A 21,089-nucleotide genomic window follows, 5' to 3' on the forward strand; every position below is an offset into this window, starting at 1 on the left:
ACCGACCAGGCCGTCGCGGCACCACCCCGCCGCCGACCCCTGTCCCGCACACCCCATCCGAACCAGAGAGATCGAGGAACACCCGTGACCGTGACGGAACACGTCCGCCCCACCGCGGCGCCGGAGACCGCAGCCCAGGTCCTCTCCGCCGAACAGCGGTACGCCGACGAGCTGGCCTTCCTGGCCGCGTACGACGACGGCGCCCGGCCGCCGGGCTGGGCGCTGACCCCGCGCGCCGTGGTCACCTTCATCCGGGGCAGCGACGGCGAGGCGTTGAAGCTGCCCGCCGACCGGCGCACCGGTCCGGGCGGCACCGAACTGCCGGCCAGCATGACCATCGCGCCGAAGTTCGTCGGTGAGCGGAGCCTGGTCGAGCGGTGCGTGGTCACCCTGGCCGGTGAGCGGGGCCTGCTGCTGGTCGGCGAGCCCGGTACGGCCAAGTCCATGCTGTCCGAGCTGCTGGCCGCCGCGGTCTGCGGCACCAGCGCGCTGACCGTGCAGGGCACCGCCGGCACCACCGAGGATGCCTTCAGGTACGGCTGGAACTACGCCCTGCTGCTCGCGCAGGGCCCGACCCCGCAGGCGCTGGTCGACTCGCCGGTGCTGACCGCGATGCGCACCGGCCGGGTGGTCCGGATCGAGGAGGTCACCCGCTGCCTGCCCGAGGTGCAGGACGCGCTGGTGTCCATCCTGTCCGACCGGCGGATGAACGTGCCGGAGCTGGCCGGCACCGAGGACGGCCTGATCCGTGCCGTGCCCGGGTTCACCGTGATCGCCACCGCCAACCTGCGGGACCGGGGCGTGTCGGAGATGTCCTCGGCCCTCAAGCGCCGGTTCAACTTCGAGACCGTCCACCCGATCTCGGACGCGGACACCGAGACCGACCTGGTCCGCCGGCAGGCCACCGCCGCCGTGCAGCGTGCCGGCGCGGCGTACACGGTGGACGACGCGGTGCTGGACGCCCTGGTCACCGTGTTCCGCGACCTGCGTACCGGCCGGTCGGGCGAGGGCTGGGACGTGGAACGGCCCGGCACGGTGATGTCCACCGCCGAGGCGGTGCAGGTGGCGGCGTCGCTCGGCCTGGCCGCCGCGTACCTGCCCGGCGGGGACGCGCTCGACCTGGTGCCCGGGCACCTGCTCGGCGTGGTCCGCAAGGACGACCAGAACGACCACGCCCGGCTGCTCGGCTACTGGGACGGCCCGGTCCGCCGCCGCGCCGAGGACGGCTCGGCGATGTGGCGCCGGCTCTGGGACCTGCGGGAGAGCCTGCGGTGACGACCCTCTCCAGCACGTCGACCGGTGCGGCGCCGCCGACCGCCGCCCCGTCGACGGTCGACCCGACGACAGCCGACCCGCGAGCCGTGGTCGACGCGCTCGCCGGTTCGGTCCGGCCGTACCTGATCGGGGTGCGGCATCACAGCCCGGCCCTCGCGGCGGTGGTCCCGGCACTGCTGGACGCCGCCGGCGCCGAGGTGGTCTGCATCGAGCTGCCGGCCGACTTCCAGCGCTGGCTGCCGTACCTGTCCGACCCGGCCGCCCGGGCCCCGCTGGCCCTGGTCGGCAGTCACGGCACGGACGGGCCGATGGGCTTCTACCCGTTCGCCGACTTCTCCCCGGAACTGGCCGCGATCCGCTGGGCCCGGCAGCGCGGCGTCGAGGTGGTCTGCTGCGACCTGCCGCTGACCGACCCCGGCTGGACCGCCGACACCACCGACCCGGCCACCGACTCCGGCCCGTCTGCCGGTTCCGCGCCGACCGCCGATCCCGACCCGGACGCCGGTGAGCCGGTGCCCGGCCTGCGCCGGCCCGGCTACGCCGTCGCGCTCAGCGCCAGCGGCACCGGCCGGGACGGCGACGACCTGTGGGACCGGGTGGTCGAGGTGCGTGCCCCGGGCTGCCCGCCCGAGGCGGTCCGCCGGGCCGCCCTCGGCGTCGGCTGGGCGATGCGTACCGACAGCGCCAGCGGCGACGGCGTACCGGCCCGGGACCTGGCCCGTGAGCGGCACATGCGCCGGGTGCTGGCCGAGGCCGGCGCAGCCGGCCGGCGGGTCGCCGCCGTCATCGGCGCCTTCCACGCCCCGGCCCTGCTCGCCGTTTCGTCGACCGACGCCGACGCGCCCGGCCCGGTCGGCGGAGATCCGGTGTCGACCGCCGGTGTCGCCGCCGAGTCCACCCGGCCCGTCGTCGCCCCGGCCGGTCCGGTGCGGTCCGTGACGACCCAACCCGCGTCGGCCACCACCAACGGCGGCACGGCGATCACCTCGCTGGTGCCGTACGCGTTCGACCTGCTCGACTCCCGGTCCGGCTACCCGGCCGGAATCCGCGACCCGCGCTGGCAGCAGTCCGTCTTCACCGCTGCCGGCGACCCGGAACGGATCCGCGCCGCCGCCGCCCGGGCCGTCACCGACCTGTGCCGGGAACTCCGCTCGGCCGGTCACACCGCCGGTACCGGCGAGGCCGCCGAGACGGTACGGCTGGCCGGCGACCTGGCCCGACTGCGGGACCTGCCCGCCCCCGGCCGGGGCGAGGTGCTGGAGGCGGTGACCACCGTGCTCGGTCAGGGGGAACTGCTCGGCCGCGGCCGGGCGCTGGCGAAGGCACTGGAGACCGTGCTGGTCGGTGCCGAGCGCGGCCGGGTCGCCCCCGGTACGCCCCGGTCCGGGCTCGGCCCCGCGGTCGAGGCGGAACTCACCGCGCTGCGGATGCCCAACCCGGACAGCCCGAAGTCCCGCGAGGTGCGGCTGGACCCGCTGCGCACCGAGCTGGACGGGCGGCGGGAGATCCTGCTGCAACGCCTCCAGGTCTGCGGCGTCGGCTACGGCGAGCCGATCGCGGTGTCCGGCACCGGCGACGGCGCCGCCCTGACCACCCGCTGGCAACTGGCCTGGACGCCGTCCGTGGCGGCCCGGCTGGACCTGGTCGGCGTACGCGGGGTGACCGCGGCGCTGGCCGCGGCCGGCACCCTGCGGGAGCGGTTCCGCCGGGAGGCCGCCGACGGCGGCCCCACCGCCGCGCAGCTGCTCACCGGGCTACGCGACGCCGCCCGGTGCGACCTGCCCGAACTGGTCACCGATCGGCTCGAGCTGGCCGCCGCGGTGCTGCCGGGCACCGGCACGCTGCCCGAGCTGCTGGCCGCACTGGACCTGCTGGAGGCGCTGCGCCGGGAGCACCTGCCCGGCACCACCGCCGACGGTCGGGCCCGGGCGGCCGAGCTGGCCGTCGTGCTGCTGGACGCGGCGGTCCGCGGGCTGCCCGGCCTGGCCGGCAGCGACGCCGCGGCCGATGCCGCCGCGCTGGTGGACCTCGCGGTCCGGGCCGGCGAGGACCGGATCGGCCTGCGCCTGGACGAGGCCCTCGCCTACCTGGCCCGGGCCGGTTCGTCGCTGATCCAGGGTGCCGCCCTGGCCGCCCGGGTGCTGCTCGACCTGACCGACCTGGAAACCCTGGGCACGCGGGTGGCCGGCTGGATCGACGCGGCGACCGGGCCGGACACCCGTCGGCACCTGCACCGGCTGCTCGGTGGTCTGCTCACCGCGGCGCATCCGCTGCTGCAGTCCGCCCCGGCCGCGCTGGACCCGCTGCTGGAGCGGATCGAGCGGCTCACCGACACCGAGTTCCTGGACCGGCTGCCGGCACTGCGTGGCGGGTTCGACGTGCTCACCCCGGCGGCCCGGGAGCGGCTGCTGGACACCGTCGCCGAACGGCTGGGCGACCGGCTCGATCTGGCCCTGTCCGCCGCGCCCGAGCTGCTGGCCCGCTGGGCCGCCGCCGACGCGGCCGGCCGGGCCGCCCTGGTCGCCCGCGACATCCCGATCCCGGGCACGCCGACCGGCGCCGCCGACGTCGAACCCGGGCCGGGCACGCCGACCGGCGCTGCCGACGTCGAACCCGGGGCGGGCACGCCGGTCGCCTGGCTCACCGCCACGGACCGGTGGCGGCTGCTGCTCGGCCGCCAACCCGACCGGTTGCCGACCGACGCCCGCCGCTACGCCCGCGCCCTCGACGAGCTGTACGGGGCGGGTCAGGGCGAGGGGGCCACCGACCTCGGCCAGGCGGCCGGCGGCGGTCAGGACGCCTCCTTCCCGACCGCGCGCGAGTGGGCCGACGAACTCGAGGCGCTGTTCGGCACCGCGGTACGCGAGGAGGTCATCGCCCGGGCGGCCGAGAGTGGCCGTACCGACGTGCTCGCCGAACTCGACCCGGCCGCGGTACGCCCCTCGATGGAGCTGCTGACCTCGGTGCTGTCGCTGGCCGGTGGCCTGCCCGAGGCGCACCTGGCCAGGCTGCGGCCACTGGTGCGGCGGCTGGTCGAGGAACTGACCAGGCAGTTGGCCACCCAGGTGCGTCCGGCGCTGACCGGGCTGACCAACCCGCGCCCGTCCCGCCGTCCCGGCGGCCGGATCAACCTCGCCCGTACGCTGCGGGCGAACCTGGCGCACACCCAGCGGCTCGGCGACGGCCGGACGGTGGTGGTGCCGGAACGTCCGGTCTTCAACACCCGGACCCGCAAGGAGGCCGACTGGCGGCTGGTGCTGGTGGTCGACGTGTCCGGCTCGATGGAGGCGTCGGTGGTGTGGTCGGCGTTGACCGCCGCCGTGCTGGCCGGGGTGCCCACCCTGTCCACCCACTTCCTCGCCTTCTCCACCGAGGTGGTCGACCTGACCGACCGGGTCGACGACCCGCTGTCGCTGCTGCTGGAGGTGCGCGTCGGCGGCGGTACGCACATCGCCGCCGGGCTGGCCCACGCCCGCTCGCTGGTGACCGTGCCGAGCCGCACCATCGTCGCGGTGGTCAGCGACTTCGAGGAGGGCTATCCGCTGGCCGGGCTGCTCGGCGAGGTCCGCACGCTGGCCAGTTCCGGTGTGCATCTGCTCGGCTGCGCCGCGCTGAACGACAGGGGAGTTCCCTGCTACTCGGTACCGGTCGCCGAGCAGCTCGTCGCGGCGGGGATGCCGGTCGCCGCTCTCAGCCCGCTCGAACTCGCCCGCTGGGTGGGCGACCGTGTACGCGGAGGATCACGTTGACGGACCGCACATCCACCGCCGTGGACACCGACCGGTTGCCGCCGGTGCTGTCGGGGGTCGCCGCCGCGGCGGTGGCGGCCCTGCCGTCCCGGCTGCACAAGCGGCTGGACGCCACTGTCGAACGGCTGGCCGGTGTACCGGTCGGCCGGGTCGACGGCGGCGTGTCGGTCGACTGCGGCGCCGAGGCCCTGGTCACCCTGACGCCCGGACCGACCGGCGCGGTCACCGACCCGCACCAGGCAAGGTGCAGCTGCCTGCTGTCGCCCCGCTGCCTGCACCGGACCGCGGTCCTGGTCGCCTGCCCGGTCGCCGACCCGGCCACCCACCCCGAACCGGTGTCCACCACCGCCGCGTCGTCCACGTCGGACGACGTCGGCGCGGACACCGGGCGTACCGGGAAGGCCGGGCGCACCGGAAAGACGGATGGCACGGCCGCCGGTCGTGCCGGACGGAACGCGGCACCGACGAAGGCGCAACGGGCCGCCGCCGGCGCGCTGTGGCGGGCAGCCGCCGCGGTGCTCGCGGCCGGCGTTCCGGCCGCCGGCGCGGTTCCGCAGGCCGAACTGCTGCGGGCCGCGCACAGCGCCCGGCTGGCCGGCCTGCCGCGGGCCGAGAGCGCCGCGCTGCGCGTGGTACGTGGCCTGCGCGCCCACCGGGGTCGACAGACCGGCCACCGGCTGGCGGAGTTGGTCGAGGTGCTGCACGACCTGCTGTACGTGGCCGGCCGGCTGGTCGCCGGCGATCCCGACCCGGCGCTGGTCGGCATCCTCCGGCGGGCCTACCAGCCGGACGGCACGCTGGAGGTGTACGGCGTCTGCCGGGAACCGGTGATCAGCGCGACCGGGTACGCCGGGGTGGTCACCCACCTGGTCGCCGCCGACGGGCGCCAGCTCTCCTTCGGCGACGTGAAGCCGGGCGGCCCGGACCGGGCACAGGACTGCGCCCGGGCAGTCACCGAGATGGGCGCGGTCGCGGTCAACCACGCGGTGCTGGCCCGCGGCGGCCTGCGGATCACCGGCACCACCGTCTCCCCGGACGGCCGGCTCGGTGCCGGCAAGGGAGTGCGAGCCACCCCGATCACCGGGACCGACTGGTCCACCGGGCCCCTGGCGGAACTGTTCGCCCGCCCGCTCGCCGAGGTGGTGACCGCTCAACTCGCCGCCGACGATCCGGAGGATCCGGCTCGGGCCGGGGTCGCGCTGGTCGGCTGTGACCTGATGGTGGTCGGTGCCGCCGGTGACCAGGTGCTGGCCCGGGAACTGGCCCCCGGCACCGACGCCGGACCGGACCGCGCGCCGGTGCCGGACGGTCCGTTGATCCGGCTGGTGCCGGTCAACTCCCACCCGGTGCTGGCCCACGTGGCCAACCTGCGGCGGCTCGCCTCCTGGCCGGGCCTGCGGATCCGGGTGGTCGGCCGGCTGGACCCGGATCGGGCCAGCACGCTGCACCCGCTCGCGGTCGGCCCGGTGCCCGGTGCCGCCACGACGCTGCGGCTGCCGGCGGACTGGCACGGCCGGGCGGACCTGGGCTACGACCAGATCCAGGGCGGCCACCTGCCGCCGCGCGACCCGGCCGCGATGACCGAACCGGTTCTCGCCGTCGGCGCCGACGCGGTTGCGGAGTCCCCGCTGTGGCGGGTCCGCCGGCTGGTGGAGCTGGCCGTCTCCGGCGGTCGCCGCGCCGTCGGCGAGGCGGCCCGCGGCGAGGGCGCCGGGCTGGCCGGTCCGCTGCGCCGCGCCGGCTTCACCACCGCCGCCGCGGTGGCCGTCGCGCTCGCCGACGAGTCCGACCGGCGCGGCCGGGACGCGTTCGGCCGGCTCACCGATCCCGACCCGGACCGGTACGCCTGGGCCTGGCTCGCCGCGACCGCCCACCTCGCCGCCACCGAGCGGGAGCTGATCCGGTCTTCCTGGATGGGCCCACCGGTTGGCTGACCTGCCGGAATCCGGGGGCGATCGAGCTCCCGGGCCGGTGGGTGGCAGGCCAGGTGATCGCGAAACCTGACCCGGACCACCTGCGCCCCGGCGCCCGCCCGAACCCGGGCGGGCGCCGACGCTCGGGCGAGAGGCAGCAGGTCCAGGCCCTGGTCGCCGCGGGCAACGGCCGTTACCCGCCGGACGGTGGCCATCCTGCGGCGCGACGTCGGTGCCGTCCCTGCTTCGTGTCCTCGCCGACGAGGCGACGGCACGTCAGGAATCAGCCCTCGCCCGCCAGAGTGCCAGCGCCAGCCAGGCCGAGCCGACCGCGACGAGCAGGCCGTGTGCGACCCGGACGGCCGCGGGCGTGTAGAACTGCGGCAGGAAGAGTGCGAAGCCGAGTGCGAAGATGATTCCGCTGGGGCGCGGCAGTACCCCCGAGCGCCAGATCGCGACGGCGGTCAGGACGGCCGACACCCCGAGCGTGATCAGGCCGAGCCCGAACGTCGTGATCGCGACCGGGTTGTATCGGACCGTGTCGACGAGGGCGAGCAGGTCGAGCGGCTGGCCCGCGGCGTACGTGCTGGCGATGGCGTGCAGGCCGAAGTCCTCGGCGCCGTAGTAGGGCAGGACGAGCCCCACGCCGAGCCAACCGGTCACGACGGCGGCGAAGGCGAGCCGCTCGGCTCGGGTGTGCCTGACCGCGTCGCGTACGGCGAGCAGGCCCAGCGTCACCAGGATGAAGCCGATCATGGCGAACAGGTGCGAGGCGACCCACCAGTCGGAACTCATCGCCCGGGTCGCGCCGTCGACTGTGGATTCGTCGTGCCACGGCCGGGTCGCCGGGTAGAGGACGAAGAGGATGCCGGCGACAGCGAGGGCAAGGGCGCCGAGCCGGGTGCGGGCGGGGGAGATGGGCATCATGTTTCTCCGGCGTCGAGATCAGGTGCGGGGCAGGCTCGCGACGAACATGTGGATCAGTTGTTCGTGGGTGGTGTCCAGGTCCTCGGGCAGGCCGAAGCCGCCGGCCGCCTCGATCGAGGCGAAGCCGTGCACGATCGCCCGCAGGCAGCGGGTGGCGTGAATGGCGGCCTCGCCTTCGAGCCCGTAGCCACGCAGCACCGCGAGGAAGACCTCGAGCAGCCGTGCACCGGCCCTCGCCAGGGCCGGGTCGTGCAGGGGATCCGGTGGCATCGCGGCGTGGCGGGCCGGATGTTCGACCGCATGGCGACGGTAGGCGCGCATCAGGGTGGCGACGGCGTCGTCGCCGCTGCGGCCGACCAACGCGGCGGTGAAGCGTTCGGTCAGCTCGTCCATGATCCGTACGGCCATCAGTGTCCGCAGTTGAGCGAGGCTGCCGACGTGCTTGTACAGCGAGGGTGCGGCGACTCCGGTGCGTTCGGCGACCGCGGCCAAGGTCAGGGCATCCAGGCCTCGATCATCGATGAGGTCGAGAGCCGCGTCGACGACGGCCGAGGTGGACAGCCCGGCCCTAGGCATGGTCGCGCTCGGGGCCGCCGGAGCGGGTCTGAACGGGGGCTAGGCTAATGCTCATAGCCAAAAGGCTACGACAGTTAGCCGGGGCCGTCAACGCGCCGGTCGTGGCCGGCCCGTCGCGCCGAAGGACCCCGGCGACTCGGTGGAGGTGGGCGAACTCGCCGACGGCGGGCACGAGGAACGCGTCGTCCGGGCCCAGTCGCGGCGGGGTGAGCACGAAGTCGCGCGCCCCGGGCGCAGATCGCCGACTGGCGGGTCGTCACCCTCGGCAGCGCGGCGATGCGCACGAACAGCTGTTCCCGCAGCTCGACCGGCGCTTGTCGCTGCGCTGCTGCCGCCGAACCTGACTGCTCACCGTCGGGCGGGCCCAACGGGCGGCGGGAGCTGGCCGCCGGGCGGCCTTGTCCACGTCCTCGGAGACGGCGTCGGGCGGACCCGGTCGGCGACGAGTGCCAGGCGTTCCCGCAGCCAGCCGGCTACGGTCGCCAGCGCCGGCGCGGCGATGCCGTGTCCGACCGGGTCGCGGCGGGCGAGGGTCGCGGCGCCGGCATCGGCGAGCAGGTAGTTCCAGGTGCGGTCGAGCAGTTCCCGTGGGATGACGCTGTCGTGTTCGCCCTGGGCCACGACGACGGGCACGCCGGCCAGCCGGCCGGGCGTGGTCGGGACGCCGGCGTCGAACGGCAGCGTCCCGTACAGGATCGCGGCGCCGGCGTAGCGGCCCGGATCGTCGAGCAGCAGCCCACCGGCGAACGCGGCCCCGCCGCTGAACCCGATCAGCACCACCGGCCGGCCTGCGGGAGCGACACCGTCGAGCCAGTCGCGGAACCAGTCCATCGTCGCGCGCAACGACTCGGCGACCGGCCGGCCGATGCCGCGGTTGGCGAACCACGCGTACCCGCCGCCCTCGGCGATCGGCGCCCGCACCGCCGCGTACGTGGGGCCCACGGGCAGGTGGTCGGCCAGGCGAAGGATCTCCCGCTCGTGCGAGCCGCGGCCGTGCAGCAGCACCACCAGCGGGGCATCCGCATCGGTGCTGCCCGCGGTGGCCACGACCGGCGGCGCGAAAGTCTGCATCGCGCTCATCACCGCACCGACATCCGAGCGGGCGCCGTGGCGTCCACCGGGCCCGGCAGCAGCCGGCCCGCCGTGCCGACGTCGCTCCAGCGACGCACCTCCGCCGACAGGTCGAGGTGCTGGACGGGCGCCGCGTTGGGGCTGACGCTCATGCTGCGCCGCCCACCGGCCCGACCAGCTTCCAGCCGCTCTGCCAGCTCCACCCGTTACGGGCGTTGAGCATGATGTTCAGCAGTGCCATCTCCTCCAGCGACCGGGCCATCCGCAGCCCGCCCGCGTCGATCACCCGGTAGCCCAGGGAGGAGGCCAGCTCGGCGACCTTGTCCTTGGCGGCACCGTCGTCGCCGGCGATGAAGGCGTCCAGGGGCGCGCCGCTCTCCACCGGGTTGGCGTGGCGGCTCGCGAGGATGGTGTTGAAGGCCTTGACCACGGATGCCCCGGTCACCTGGGCCTGAAGCTGCTCCGCAGCCGAGACGCCGCCGGTGACCAGGTCGCTGTAGGTGTCGTTGATCGGGTTCGTCACGTCGACGAGGACCTTGCCGGTCAGTGCCTCGCCCAGCTCGGTGGCGATGCCGGCGACGGCGGCGTGCGGAACGGCGAGCAGCACGAGGTCTGCTCCCTGCACCGCCTCGGCGTTCGACGCAGCGGCGCTCGCCCCGGCGCTGCCGGCCGCCTTCTGGGCGTGCTCGGCGCTGGTCGCCGCGACGACGACGTCGTGGCCGGCGCGCACGGCGGCGGTCGCCACGGCCCCGCCGACATTGCCGGCGCCCAGGATCGCGATACGCATGTCCCACTCCTTCTCTGATTGCTCAGATTTTGCGCATTCAACGACTTTATGGTGGAATATTTGATCCGTCAACATCTGTGTGTGAGGTTCAGGCATGGTGGAGAGCGCGGTCGACCACGCGCTGGTGACGACGTTCGGGCGGCTCGTGGAGGCATACAGCGCGCTCGAGCGGCAGCTCGGCGAGGCGCTGGAGCGCGAGTGCGGCATCCCGCATACCTGGTTCGAGGCTATGCTGCGCATCGCCCGCTCGCCCGACAAACTGACGATGAGCGCCCTGGCGGGCCAGATCGCGCTCACCACGGGAGGGATGACCCGGCTCCTGGACCGGATGGTCACTGCCGGTCTCGTGGAACGCGTTCCCTGCCCTACCGATCGGCGGGTCAGCTTCGCCGCCCTCACCCCGGCCGGGCGGCAGAAGCTCGAGGAGGCGGCCAGGATTCACGTGCGCAACCTCGAGCGCGTCTTCGCCGACCACACCAGCGACGAGATCAAGACCTTGGACGACCTGCTCGACCGGCTCCTGCGGCGCGACCGCGAGCGGCCGGCCCACGAGGCCGCACCGTGTCCCACGCCCGGCGACGCCGCAGCCCCGGCCGGCTGACCGACAATGCCCTGACCGGGCCCTTCGGTGTACGGATCACCTCGGGGAGACCGACGTGGTCCGGCCTCCGTCCTGCTCGACCGGCCGAGCGCAGTCCTGCGGGCGATCAGGACGTGGCGGGCTCCGGCAGCACGTAGACGCTTCCCTGGACGGTGAGGCGGACGCTGGTGCCCGAGGAGTAGTGGGTTGGCTGGCCGAGGATCCGTGCGGTGATCCGGGTGCCGTTGTCCAGTTGGACGTCGATGAGGGCGTCGTGGCCCTGGAACAGATGATGGCGGACGGTCGCGGGTACCCCCGGTGCGTCGGCGTCGTTCAGCCGCAGCTGCTCTGGCCGGATCAGGACCGTGACGTCCCCGCGGTGTGGGCTGGAGAGCGGGAGGGTGCCGAGTTCGGTTTCCGCAGCCCCGCCGCTGGCGGTGGCCCTGAGGAGGTTGGCATCGCCGATGAACGTTGCCACCCACGGGTCCGCCGGACTGCGGTAGAGGTCGGACGGGCTGGCCTCCTGCCGCACCCTGCCGTCGTGCATGACGACGACCTGGTCGGCGATGGAAAGGGCTTCGGCCTGGTCGTGCGTGACGAGGACGGCGGTGGCGTCGGCGGCGTGGAGCGCGGCGCGCAGGTCGGCGCGTATTTCCGTACGGAGGCTGGCGTCGAGCGCGGTGAACGGTTCGTCGAGCAGGATCAGCGGCGGACGTGGTGCCAGGGCTCGGGCAACGGCCACCCGCTGCTGTTGCCCGCCGGAGAGTTGGTGGGGCATCCGCCTGCCGTACCCGGCGAGACCGACGAGGCCGAGCACCTCCTCGACGCGGCCGCTGCGCCGGGCGGCGCGGTCGAGGCCGTAGCCGACGTTGCCGGCCACGTCCATGTGCGGGAAGAGCGCGCCGTCCTGGGCGACCACAGCGACCCGTCGCCGGTGTGGGGCGACGTGCAGGCCTGGCCCGGCCACCGGCGTGTCACCGACACGGACCTCCCCGCCGTCGAGGCGCTCGAACCCGGCGATGCAGCGCAGCAGCGTGGTCTTGCCGCAGCCGGACGGGCCGAGTACCGCGGTCAGGGTGCCGGCCGCCACGGTCAGGTCGGCGGCGCGGAGTGCGTGGACCGGCCCGTAGCTCTTGCTGGCGCCTCGGACGGTGAGTGTGGTCATGGTCGGTCTTTCGGGTTGAGGGTGCGCCGGGCCAGGATCAGGGCGGGGCCGGTGGACAACAGCACCAGCAGCGCCGCGTACGGTGCCCCGCCGGCGTAGGCGGCCACGGAGGTGTGCGTCCACAGTTCGGTGGCCAGGGTGTCGGTGTCGGTGGGGCGTAGCAGCAGCGTCGCCGGTAGTTCCTTCATGCAGGTCAGGAACACCAGTGCCGCGCCGGCGCCGATGCCGGGCAGGGTGAGTGGCACCGTGACGGTCCGCAGCACTGTCAGCGGCCCGCGTCCCAGTGACCGTGCGGCCTCCTCCAGGCTTGGCGGGGCTTGGGCGGCGGCTGTCGCGACGGCACCGACGGCGAGGGGGAGGAAGAGGGCGGCGTAGGCCAGCGCCAGCAGCCAGGTGGTCTGGTAGAGCGGGTACGCCACCTGGATGCCGAAGAACACCAGGGACAGGCCGATCACCAGCCCGGGTAGCGCGTGCGTGAGGTAGGTGAGCCGGTCGATGAGGATGGCCAGCGGTCCGGGAGCGCGGGCCGACAGCAGGCCGATCGGCAGGGCGAGGAACATCGTCAGGGCGGTGCCGAGCGCGGACACGGTGAGGGAGTTGCCGGCAGCCGTGGCGATGTCCGTCAGCGACCCGGGCCGGGAGACGCCCTCGCCCACCCAGTGCAGCAGCGCTGCGGTGGGCACCGCGAAGCTCCCGGCGGCGACGGCGAGCAGCGCGAGGACGGCCGGGATCCGCCACGCGCCGAGTGGCAGCACGGCGGCCGGGCGGCGTACCCCGCTGCCGATCTTGGCGTAGCGTGCGTCGTGCCGCCGGGTCGCGAGTTCGGCGCCGAGGATGAGCAGCGTGACGGCTACCAGGGCGGTCGAGAGCACGAGCGCGCCCGTGCGGTCGAAGCCGAGGTTGAACGAGGTGAAGACGGCGCTGGTGAAGGTCGTGACGCGGAGCATCGCGACCGCGCCGAAGTCCGACAGTACGTACAGCGCGACCAGGAGGCCACCGGCGACGAGCGCGGGGCGGATCTGGCGCAGCGTGACCCCGGTGAAGGTCTGCCACTGGTTGCGGCCCAGTGCCTGCGAAGCCTCCTCGACAGCGGGATCGGTGCCGATCAGGGCGGCGGCGGTCGGCAGGTAGACGTACGGGTAGCAGCAGGACGTGAGCACGACGACGGCCGGCCAGAAACCGTAGAAGCCGTCCAGCATCGAGATCCAGCCGTAGCTGCCGACGTAGGTGGGGATCGCCAGCGGTAGGGCTGCGAGCACTCCGAAGAACCGTCGGGCAGGAAGGTTCGTGCGGGTGACCAGCAGCGCGGCGCCGGCGCCGAGGATCAGGCAGGCGCCGGTGGTGACGGCGGTCAGGGCCAGGCTGGTCGCGGCCAGGCGCAGCATCTCGGTGGTGAGCAGTTCGGCGCGTACCCGGTCCCAGCCCGCCTCGGCGGTGCGTACGCCGAGGTAGACCAGCGGGATGAGTGCGACCGCGACGGCGGCTGTTGCGGTCGCGAGCAGTGCCGGGCGGGGCGCCAGTCGATGCCAGCGGCGGCGCCACCGGTTGCGAGGGGACGGCTGGGCGGGCGCTACCGGCTGCGCCCGCCCGGCCGGAGCGGTGGTGGTCAGGACGTCAGCCCCGAGGCCTGAATCATCTCGACCGACGCGGTCAGGGTGTCCAGATCGTTCAGGTCGATCTTCGGGGCGTGCAGGTCGGCCAGCGCGGGCAGGCCCGGAGCGGTCGGCACACCGGCGACCAGCGGGTACTCGAACGTCTTCTCCGCGAAGTAGGTCTGGCCCTCGGTGCCGAGCAGGTGGTCGACGAACGAGCGGACCTTGCTGTTTCCGGCGGAGCCGGAAAGCACGCCGACGCCGGAGACGTTGAGCAGGCCCCCGGTGTCGCCGTCACCGAAGTAGTGCAGCTTCACCTTGAGCTGCTCCGGGCTGACCCCGAGCTCCTTGGCCTTCTCGAAGAGGTAGTAGTGGTTGACCATGCCCGCGGCGAGCTTGCCGTCCTGAATCTCGCCGACGATCACGATGTTGTTGTCGCGGATCTGGGGGGAGTTGGCAGCGACGCCGGCCAGGAACTCGCGGGCCTTGTCGTCGCCGTGCTGCACCCGTAGCGCGGTGACGAACGACTGGAACGACGCGTTGGTCGGGGCGACGCCGAGCTTGCCCTTCCACTTCGGGTCGGTCATCTCCAGTACGGTGGCCGGCAGGTCGGCCGGCTTGACCTGGTCGGCGTTGTACGCCAGGACCCGCAACCGGCCGGTGACCCCCACCCAGTGCCCGCTGCGCGACCGGTACGCCGCGGGAACCTTCTGCAACACCTCGTCGGGCAGCGCGGTCAGCAGTCCCGCCTTGCTCACGGCCCCGAGGGCCCCGGCGTCCTGCGAGAGGAACACGTCTGCCGGGGATTTGGCACCCTCCTCCTGCAACTGCGCGGCCATCTGCGCGGTCGTGCCGTAGCGCACATCGACGGTGATGCCCGTCTTCTTGGTGAACTCGTCGATCAGCGGCTGCACCAGCGACTGGGTGCGGCCGCTGTAGACCGTGATGTCCTTGTCCGGCTCGCCGCTGCACGCGGTGAGCCCGGTGGCGAGGGTGGCCGCGGCGACGAGTGCTGCTGCGGCGCGCAGGCTGAGCATGAAGGCTCCTAGCAGTAGGGCAGGTGTGCCTACCCTAATTTAGGGCACCCTGATTTCGTCCGGGCGGCACCCCGACTCCCTGCGGGATCGACGCCGAGGGTGGGGGTGGGGCGATCTGCGGATAGGTTAGGGTAGGCCACCCTAACTTAGTCCATCCTAAGGTGCGCCGTGTCCCTCCTCGTCGACCATGCACTCACCGCCCCGGGCGTGCCCTTCGCATGCGGCCTGGCGCGGCACGGTGACCGACCTGCCCTGCTCACGCCCGCGGGAGCCGTGTCGTACCGTGACCTCGCCGACCGGGTCCGTGAACGGGTCGCGATCCTGGGCCCCGGACGTCGTCTCGTCCTGCTGACCGGAGCCAACCGGGTCGACACGATCGTCACCTACCTCGCCGCGCTCGCCGCCGGTCACCCGCTGCTGTTGGCGCCGGCGGACAATCCCGCCGCGCTCGCACGGCTGACGGCGACCTACGACCCCGACGTCACGTTCACGGACGACCACGCGCACCCGAGCCGGCACCGCCGGCGCAGCGCCCACGACCTGCACCCCGACCTGGCGCTGCTGCTCAGTACCTCCGGCTCGACCGGGTCGCCGCGCCTGGTCCGCCTGTCCCACGACAACCTGCAGGCGAACGCGGAGTCGATCGCGGACTACCTGGGGATCACGTCGGCGGATCGGCCGGTCACGACCCTGCCGATGCACTACTGCTACGGGCTCTCCGTGATCAACAGTCACCTGCTGCGCGGTGCCTGCATGATCCTCAACGACCTGTCGGTGGCCGATGCCGCCTTCTGGCAGCGGGTGCGCGACACGGGTGCCACCAGCTTCGCCGGCGTCCCGTACACCTTCGACCTGCTCGACCGGGTCGGCTTCGCCGACATGACCCTGCCCACGCTGCGCTACGTGACCCAGGCCGGCGGACGGCTCGCGCCCGAGCGCATACGCCGCTATGCCGAACTCGGCCGCAGCAAGGGCTTCGACCTGGTCGTCATGTACGGCCAGACCGAGGCCACTGCCCGCATCGCCTACCTGCCCCCGGACCTGGCGGAGCGTCACCCGCACACCATCGGTGTCGCCGTGCCCGGTGGAAGCCTCCACCTGCATCCCCTGCCCGACGACGAGGGTGCCCCGGACACCGGGGAACTGGTGTACCGCGGCCGCAACGTCATGCTCGGCTACGCCGAGCACCCCGCCGACCTCGGCCGTGGCCGCACCGTCACCGAGCTGCGCACCGGCGACATCGCTCGCCGCACACCCGAAGGCCTCTACGAGATCGTCGGCCGCCGCACGGACTTCCTCAAGATCTTCGGCCTCCGGCTCGACCTACGGCAGATCGAAAGCATGCTGCGGACGAACGGGTACGCCGCCTTCGTCACCGGCGACGACGAACGGCTGCTGATCGCCGTCGAGGGCGACGCCGACCGCGACCACCTGCACGCGCTCGTCAGCCGCCACTACGGGCTGCCGCGCCACGTCGTGGACGTCCACCTGTTCGGCCGCCTGCCACGGCTCGCATCGGGCAAACCCGACTACCCGGCCATCCGGGCTCTCGCCGCGACCCCGCCGCAGCCCACTCCGGCAGCCGCTGCTCCGGACCTGACCGCGCTGTTCGCGGAGGTCCTCGGCCAGAAGGAGGTCACCGCCGGACACAGCTTCGTGGACCTGGGCGGCGACTCCCTGTCGTACGTCGAGATGTCGATCCGCCTCGAGCAGGCCCTCGGCCACCTGCCGCCGAACTGGCACACCACACCGATCCGCGACCTGCGGCCCGCGCCCACCCCTCCGCCGACGCCAGCTCAGAAGGACGGGCCGAGTCCGACCGTGCCTGATCGCCGGCGCGGTTGGCGCAGTCGCGTCGACACCACCGTGGCACTGCGCGCCATCGCCATCGTCCTCATCGTCGGCAGCCACATCCAGGTGTACGACCTACCCGGCGGCGCGCACCTCCTCCTCGGGGTGGCCGGCTACAACTTCGCCCGATTCCAGCTCACCCCGGCACCCCGACGCCAGCGCATCGCCACCCTCGCCCGCAGCACCTCCCGCATCGTGCTGGCCGCCACGACGTGGATCGGCGCGATGTACCTGCTCACCGACGACTACACCCTCGGCAGCGTCTTCCTCGCCGGCTATCTCACCGCCCCCGCGGACGGCACGAACTACTGGTGGCACTTCTGGTTCATCGAGGCGCTGGTCTACTACCTGCTCATCCTTCTCGCCGCGCTCAGTCTGCCGTTCGTCGACCGGCTGGAACGCCGCCGCCCGTTCGCTCTGCCGCTGACGCTGGCCGCTCTCGGGCTCGTCTCGCGCTACCAACTCGTGCCCGACGTGCACCTGCCCACCCCGGTCGTCGTGTTCTGGCTGTTCGCCCTCGGCTGGGCGGCGGCCAAGGCCACCAACGTCGCCCAGAAACTGTGCGTGACGCTCGCGATCGTCGCGACCGTGCCGACGTTCTTCGGGGACCCCGGACGCGAGGCCGTCATCATCGGCGGCCTGCTCCTCATGATCTGGGTGGCCGACCTGCCCAGCGTGCCCCTGCTCAACCGGGCCGCCGCGGCCCTGGCCGCGAGTTCGATCTACATCTACCTCACCCACTGGCAGATCTTCCGGCCCGTCGATGACATCTCACTGCCCCTGGCGCTGCTGGCCAGCCTGGCGTTCGGCATCGCGTACGCCATGCTCGTCCCACGCCTGGCCGGCAAGGCGGGGACCGTGGCGGTGCGGTGGTGCACCCGAGCTGCTCACCGCGTATCGCAGCGCCGATCGTCGCCACCGGGCTCATGGGCACGTCGATCACCTCGGGCGGCGACGAGAACCGACTGGAAAGGCGCTCGCTCGGCGGGTGGTGCGAGGGTGGCAACGCGACCCTCTCATCCGGTGCGGCGAGGATAATCAGGCGACGGCGACGTGGCGGGTCCTCAGAATCGTCAGTCATGACCATCGCCGTCCCGGTCGGTGACTTCCTGGTGCTGCCGCCGCGCCTCGACAGGACCGCCGAGCTGCTTGCTGAGTCGGCCCGGCGACGGGGCCTGGCAGTGGAGCATCTGCCCCACCCGTCAGTACCAGCTCAGCTGCGGCAGGCCCGGGGTGGGCATCTCTACGGCGGGCCGGCCTTCGCCGCTGCCGTCGCCGCGGACCTCGACCTGGCAATGCTCGAACCGACCGACGACTGGCTGGTGCAGCTGCCGTACGAGTACACCCGCCGCGACATCACCCTCACCACTCTCGGCGACGCACGCTGGTCCCGTACGCCAATGTTCGTCAAGCCGCCCCGAGACAAGACCCTGACGGCCGGCGTCTACGCCGACGGCTCCCGCCTGCCCCATGCCGAGCGCTACCCCGCCGACACTCCGGTGCTGGTCAGCGAGATCGTGACGTTCCTGGTGGAGTACCGGTTGTTCGTCCTCGACGCCACAGTGCACGCCGCCAGCCGCTACGCCACCAACGGCCGGCTCGACCCGGCCCCCCTCGCTGCCTGCCCGCACCGCGCCGCCGTGCTCGACTTCGCCGCCGGCCTGCTCGACGCCTGCGCTGACAGCCTGCCCAGCGCCGTCGTTGTCGACGTCGGCCTCGCCAGCAACGCCGACCGCGGCGACGAACACTGGGCCGTGGTGGAGGCGAACATGGCCTGGTTCAGCACAAGCTACGCCGCCAACCCCGACCAGGTCCTCGACGTGGTGCTTCGGGCGGCCGGACCACGCCAGCGCCTGGCTCCCCACGACCATGCGTTCACAAGACCGCGCATCCGCTCGGCGGCAGAAGCGGATGGGTCGAATCGCGCAGCCAAGGCGTAACGCCCTGCGGCCGCGTTCGGCGGTGGTCTGTGGTCCGTCGTCCAGTGCCTCAGCACCAGCAAGCGCATGTTCTCCTGCGGGCCTTCCGGACGCAATTGGATTGTTCCATGAGGGCGTACGGGTGACCATGGTCGGCATGCTGGGGGACCGGTCGTGAGATCGCCGCTTCAGGGCGGGCTACCGCCGGCGGACGCGGTGGTTGGCGCCGTTGTGGAGATCGCCTGTGACGAGTCCGGATTCTCGGGCACCAATCTGCTCCATTCGACCGCCCCGGTGATCACGCACGCGAGTGTCGATCTGGGCGCGGACGAGGCCATCGGGCTGATCACAGCGCTGCGCTCCGGGTTCCGGTTCCCGCCGCACGAGTTCAAGTCCGGGCAGTTCCTTCGCGGCACGGGCGCGGGTGAAGCGCTGGAGTGGTTCCTGACGGAGCTGAAGGGCCGCGCGCACGTCCATCTGGTCGACAAGGAGTTCTTCCTCGTGACCCGGATCGTCGACCTGCTGCTGACCGAGCCGTCGTACGCGGCCGGTACCCGCCTGACTCAGGACCACCGTCCGGCCGCTCTCGCCTTGTACCGGGCCGGGCGCTCAGCCGGAAGCGACTGGGGTGTCTTCCTGGCAGCCTTCGTCGACCTGGTCCGGATCAAACGGCGGCGTCCGGGTCGCCGGACCCTGGAGCGGTTCTTCCAGGCCCGGGATGCGCTGGTACGACACGGGCTCGGCACGCAGGCCGATGGTGTCCTCAACGGGCTCAGTCCGACCCATGTGTGGGCTGTATTGACCCGGCTCGACAACGATGACCGGTCGATCCCGCCACCGCTGGAACCGATGCTGCCGGCGCTGGCGGAAACGATCCTGACCTGGAGCGGCGGACAGCGGCAGGTGCTGGTGATCCACGACGAGCAGAGCGCCCTCACGGCCGACCGGTTGACCCGCCTCCAGCAGGTGCTGGCCAACGGCGGCGGACCATCGGCGGCAGACGCCGAGAAAGCTGGGGCGCTGCCGGCCGGCGTATCGCCCCTGGCCGGGCTGGTGATGGTCGACTCCCGCGACGATCCGCGGGTCCAGGTCGCCGACCTGCTCGCTGGGGTAGCCCGGCGGCTGCCGGCGATCATCAACCCCGCTCTACTTCAGCCGTTGCTCTCCCCGACCTCACTGCACGATCCCCGGGACACGAGCCTGTCGTACCCGGACGGCATGATGCTGGCGTAGCGATCGCGACGGCTCCCGCCGTCGACGTGAGGAGAGGACGAGCCGGATGAGGGTCGGACCGCCGCGCCGTCTCGCCATCGATCATGACGACTATCATGCCGAGCACGTGGGGCGCACCGCTGACGGCAGGCAGTTCTTCCTCACCACTCCCTTCGAACCAGCCATCCGAGGCGACGACGACGGCCAGGAGTTCGTCGCTCTGTACCTCTTCGACCCCGAGGGCCGGTTCCTGGAGGCCAGGATCGACGCCTTCGGTCCCAGAGCCCGGATGGACCGGATGGCGCGGCGGGCGGCATGTGACGCTCGGTTGAAGGAGCTTGGGGAGGTTACGTTCACCCGCATCGAGGTCGAGCCCTTCGCGATTGATCGGTTCGGCACAACCTTCGGCCTGATTCCCAGGGAGCCGGAGGACGACGACGACACATGGTGGGTCACCGTCGAGCCCGGCGACTACATGGCCTTTACCGAGCCATGGGACAGCGGCGAGTACGACACCTGACGTCCATCCGGCGGGTGCGCTCAACGCGGCGCGTCGGCACGGCAACCGGGCCCGCTCGGCATGACGCTGTGTAGCCACCTTCGTCTTGCTCGACCGCCTGTAGACGGTCAGGGTTGAAGTCTGCGGGGGTTCTCAGGGTCACGTGCGGGGGTTCCGCCGGAGGCACCATGATCCGGTGCGCGACGATGATCTTCAGCATGACGAAGGCAGCAAGGTTCGCTCTGATCGCCGGGCCGCTCGCGGTGGGCGGCTACGGCGTGGCCCGTAACATCGGCAGACTCGACAACATGTACGGGCCGGGTTTCGACTGGCAACTCGCCCACTTCCTCGGCTTGGCCGGCTTCCTCCTGTTCGTGCCGCTGGTCCTGGGGCTGCGGACGCTACTGCCCGCCGGAACGGTCCGCGAAGTGGTGGTCGGCGCGACTTTGCTCGGTCTGGCGACATCCGTGGTCCAGTTCGGGGCAGACATCGTGCAGGCATTCATGGCTGCCGACAAGGAAGAGCTGCGGAACCTGCAGCACGAATTCTCCGGCCTCCCCGGCGTGCGACCCGCAATCTACGACGTCGGTCCACTGTTCTTCTTCGTCGGGATCGTGGTGGTCGCCGTGCTGGCCGCCAGGGCCGGCCGGCTGCCGTGGTGGAGCCCGGTGGTCATGCTCGTCGGGGTGCTGCTGCCGCCGGTGAGCTTGGATCTGATGCCGTTGGCCGGGCTGTTGATGCTGGTGGCGTTGCTGCCGCTGCGGCGTTCGCTTCGGCCGGTGTCGGCGGGCTGAGCCCGCAGAGCCCCTTGGTTGCGCGGGTCGGCACGTCCGCGCGTCGCCACCCGTCAGCCGGCGGCGCACCACGACGCGCGGTCTGCCGCAGATTCGGATGCCGGTAGCGTCCGACACGTCAGGTGGCGGGCGCTACCGGCAG

Annotated in this window: 17 protein-coding genes; 9 read left to right on the forward strand and 8 right to left on the reverse strand. The window is 72.9% G+C overall.

Features of this window, described 5'->3' with window-relative positions; translation table 11 throughout:
- Positions 1-84 precede the first annotated feature (84 nt).
- The 3 genes from ABT006_RS12900 to ABT006_RS12910 are packed head-to-tail and all read left to right on the forward strand — an operon-like array spanning position 85 to position 6,958.
- On the forward strand, positions 85-1,275 hold the full coding sequence (locus ABT006_RS12900) for an ATP-binding protein (RefSeq protein ID WP_350705850.1): 1,191 nt from the start codon (positions 85-87) through the stop codon (positions 1,273-1,275).
- A complete protein-coding gene (locus tag ABT006_RS12905; protein WP_350705852.1) occupies positions 1,272-5,024 on the forward strand; it encodes a vWA domain-containing protein in 3,753 nt (1,250 codons plus the stop codon). The genes ABT006_RS12900 and ABT006_RS12905 overlap by 4 nt, the downstream gene beginning before the upstream one ends.
- Positions 5,021-6,958, forward strand: a complete 1,938-nt coding sequence (locus tag ABT006_RS12910; RefSeq protein ID WP_350705853.1) for a hypothetical protein — start codon at positions 5,021-5,023, stop codon at positions 6,956-6,958. Before ABT006_RS12905 ends, ABT006_RS12910 begins: the two co-directional genes overlap by 4 nt.
- A gap of 255 nt (positions 6,959-7,213) precedes the next feature.
- Here the strand turns inward: ABT006_RS12910 and ABT006_RS12915 are convergent, their stop codons facing one another.
- From ABT006_RS12915 to ABT006_RS12935, 5 genes are all read right to left on the reverse strand, one after another.
- Entirely contained in the window at positions 7,214-7,861 is a 648-nt protein-coding gene (locus ABT006_RS12915) for a hypothetical protein (protein WP_350705855.1), read from the reverse strand.
- Between the two features lie 21 nt (positions 7,862-7,882).
- A complete protein-coding gene (locus tag ABT006_RS12920; protein WP_350705857.1) occupies positions 7,883-8,440 on the reverse strand; it encodes a TetR/AcrR family transcriptional regulator in 558 nt (185 codons plus the stop codon).
- Between the two features lie 348 nt (positions 8,441-8,788).
- A complete protein-coding gene (locus ABT006_RS12925; protein ID WP_350705859.1) occupies positions 8,789-9,520 on the reverse strand; it encodes an alpha/beta hydrolase in 732 nt (243 codons plus the stop codon).
- Positions 9,520-9,663 (reverse strand): hypothetical protein, encoded by a 144-nt coding sequence (locus tag ABT006_RS12930; RefSeq protein WP_350705861.1) that lies wholly within the window; start codon positions 9,661-9,663, stop codon positions 9,520-9,522. The genes ABT006_RS12925 and ABT006_RS12930 overlap by 1 nt, the downstream gene beginning before the upstream one ends.
- Positions 9,660-10,298: an NADPH-dependent F420 reductase gene (locus ABT006_RS12935; RefSeq protein WP_502890929.1), complete on the reverse strand. Its 639-nt coding sequence runs from the start codon at positions 10,296-10,298 to the stop codon at positions 9,660-9,662. Before ABT006_RS12935 ends, ABT006_RS12930 begins: the two co-directional genes overlap by 4 nt.
- A 94-nt stretch (positions 10,299-10,392) precedes the next feature.
- On the opposite strand from ABT006_RS12935, the gene ABT006_RS12940 reads away from it, so the two are divergent.
- A complete protein-coding gene (locus ABT006_RS12940; RefSeq protein WP_350705865.1) occupies positions 10,393-10,899 on the forward strand; it encodes a MarR family winged helix-turn-helix transcriptional regulator in 507 nt (168 codons plus the stop codon).
- Between the two features lie 106 nt (positions 10,900-11,005).
- Here ABT006_RS12940 and ABT006_RS12945 read toward each other — a convergent pair whose 3' ends face one another.
- The 3 genes from ABT006_RS12945 to ABT006_RS12955 all read right to left on the reverse strand — a co-directional run bounded on the left by ABT006_RS12945 (position 11,006) and on the right by ABT006_RS12955 (position 14,672).
- Positions 11,006-12,043 (reverse strand): ABC transporter ATP-binding protein, encoded by a 1,038-nt coding sequence (locus ABT006_RS12945; protein WP_350705867.1) that lies wholly within the window; start codon positions 12,041-12,043, stop codon positions 11,006-11,008.
- Entirely contained in the window at positions 12,040-13,563 is a 1,524-nt protein-coding gene (locus ABT006_RS12950) for an ABC transporter permease (protein ID WP_350706179.1), read from the reverse strand. Before ABT006_RS12950 ends, ABT006_RS12945 begins: the two co-directional genes overlap by 4 nt.
- A gap of 86 nt (positions 13,564-13,649) precedes the next feature.
- Positions 13,650-14,672 (reverse strand): iron ABC transporter substrate-binding protein, encoded by a 1,023-nt coding sequence (locus ABT006_RS12955; RefSeq protein WP_350705869.1) that lies wholly within the window; start codon positions 14,670-14,672, stop codon positions 13,650-13,652.
- A 168-nt stretch (positions 14,673-14,840) separates the two neighbouring features.
- On the opposite strand from ABT006_RS12955, the gene ABT006_RS12960 reads away from it, so the two are divergent.
- From ABT006_RS12960 to ABT006_RS12980, 5 genes are all read left to right on the forward strand, one after another.
- On the forward strand, positions 14,841-17,561 hold the full coding sequence (locus ABT006_RS12960; RefSeq protein WP_350705871.1) for an AMP-binding protein: 2,721 nt from the start codon (positions 14,841-14,843) through the stop codon (positions 17,559-17,561).
- 41 nt (positions 17,562-17,602) lie between these two features.
- Complete coding sequence (locus tag ABT006_RS12965; protein ID WP_350705872.1) at positions 17,603-18,463, forward strand: ATP-grasp domain-containing protein; 861 nt, start codon at positions 17,603-17,605, stop codon at positions 18,461-18,463.
- A 153-nt stretch (positions 18,464-18,616) separates the two neighbouring features.
- Complete coding sequence (locus tag ABT006_RS12970; RefSeq protein WP_350705874.1) at positions 18,617-19,675, forward strand: hypothetical protein; 1,059 nt, start codon at positions 18,617-18,619, stop codon at positions 19,673-19,675.
- 46 nt (positions 19,676-19,721) lie between these two features.
- Positions 19,722-20,174 carry a hypothetical protein gene (locus ABT006_RS12975; protein WP_350705876.1) on the forward strand — a complete coding sequence of 151 codons (453 nt, stop codon included), beginning with the start codon at positions 19,722-19,724 and terminating at the stop codon, positions 20,172-20,174.
- Positions 20,175-20,359: 185 nt separating this feature from the next.
- Entirely contained in the window at positions 20,360-20,947 is a 588-nt protein-coding gene (locus ABT006_RS12980) for a hypothetical protein (protein ID WP_350705878.1), read from the forward strand.
- Positions 20,948-21,089: the final 142 nt, after the last annotated feature.

The organism is Micromonospora sp. NPDC002717, from assembly GCF_040295705.1.
Classification (GTDB): domain Bacteria; phylum Actinomycetota; class Actinomycetes; order Mycobacteriales; family Micromonosporaceae; genus Micromonospora.